The sequence below is a fragment of the Alcanivorax sp. HI0083 genome, from assembly GCF_001635175.1.
This window is the reverse complement of the sequence record NZ_LWFX01001469.1, coordinates 1-1,398: the sequence shown is the minus strand read 5'-3', so window position 1 is coordinate 1,398 and position 1,398 is coordinate 1. Positions and strand designations below refer to the sequence as shown.

General features: G+C 62.0%; 1 protein-coding gene and 1 pseudogene. Both read right to left on the bottom strand.

Annotation, left to right across the window (positions count from 1 at the left end):
* Positions 1 to 965: agmatine deiminase family protein (locus tag A3754_RS22300; protein ID WP_063521378.1), on the bottom strand; the 965-nt coding region annotated here is incomplete at its 3' end.
* Positions 966 to 1,006: 41 nt separating this feature from the next.
* Positions 1,007 to 1,398, bottom strand: a pseudogene (locus tag A3754_RS28075) (hypothetical protein); the annotation flags it as partial.

Here is a 1,398-nt window from a genome sequence, read left to right as displayed (position 1 = left end):
CTGCCGTGCTGTTCGATCAGTACCCGGCAGTTGACGGCCACCACGCTGCGTGGTCCGGCGACGGATTGCAGGGCATCCAGTGCTTGTTGGTCCGTGTCGCAGCCATAAATCGGCACCAGAATTTTCTCGTTGGTGATCAGAAAGTTGGCGTAGGTGGCTGGCAGGCGTTCTCCCTCGCGGCAATACTGGGCAGACGGCAGTACCAGCGGAACCAGGGTCAAATCATGCTGATCCGCCAGGCTTTGCAGTTCCTGTTCCATGGCGGCGAGGGCGGGGTAGTGGCTGTCGCGGGTATCCTGGCATTGCACATAGGCCAGGGTTTTCTCGTCCACAAAGCGGGCGAGGGTGTCCACGTGGGCGTCGGTATCGTCGCCTTCCAGCTCGCCATGGTCCAGCCACCAGATGTCACTGACGCCCAGCTGCTGTTTCAGCTGTTCGGTCAGTTCCGCTTCTGAGAGGTCAGGGTTGCGATTGGGGTTGCGCAGGCAGTGGCGGGTGGTCAGCAGGTTGCCATGGCCATCGGTATCGATGGCGCCGCCTTCCAGTACCAGGGCGTGGGTTTCCAGGGGGAGCTGCCAGGGCAGTTGCTGGTTGAGGGCGTTGTCCTTGTCGGCGGCGAACTTGCCGCCCCAGCCGGTAAAGGTGTAGTCCAGCAGCTGTGTCTGCTCGCCGTTGCGAATGGCGATGGGGCCGAAATCCCGGGCCCAGGTGTCGTTGTAGTCGGCGATCACCACCTGCAGGCGCTGGGCGTCGATGCCCCGCGCAGCGACCTGAGCGTGAATATGTTCACGGATGTGGGCGTTACGGCACACCAGCAGCACATGCTCGTGATCAAGCAGGGCAGCGAGGATATCCAGATAACAGGTTTCGGCGTCGGCCAGGTGATCGGCCCAATCGGTGTGGGCGTCGGGCCAGGCGAGCAGGACCCCCCACTGGGGAGCCCATTCAGGAAGCAGTTGGCGCATAGCGAAGAGTGTCCGCAGGGTTGGCTATGCGCGCGAGTGTGCTACTGGCTGGCCCCCCAGTCAATATAGAAGCCGCCGTCATCGGCCGTGTCTTTTACGTCGTTCGCCGCGTCCTCTGCGGCCTGTTGGGTTTGTTCTGCCTGCTCGACGTGTTCTTCCACGTTTTGCTCGGCTTCAGCCTGGGCAGCCTGTGCTTTCTCGTTGGCGTCATCAACGGCGCTTTGCGCTTTGGCCTGGCTGTCTTCTACCGCTTGGTTGGCCGCTTCGCTGGCCTGGTCAACGGACTGCTGAGCTTCTTTCTCTACGCTGGCGGCTTTCTTCTTCGCCGCCTGTTCTGGTGTGTCTTCGCCGGCGATGATGATGCGGCCGGTGACCGGGTCAAAGCGGAATTCGCCTTCAGCACTGGTGTCAGCGGCAGGAGCTGTTGCTGATG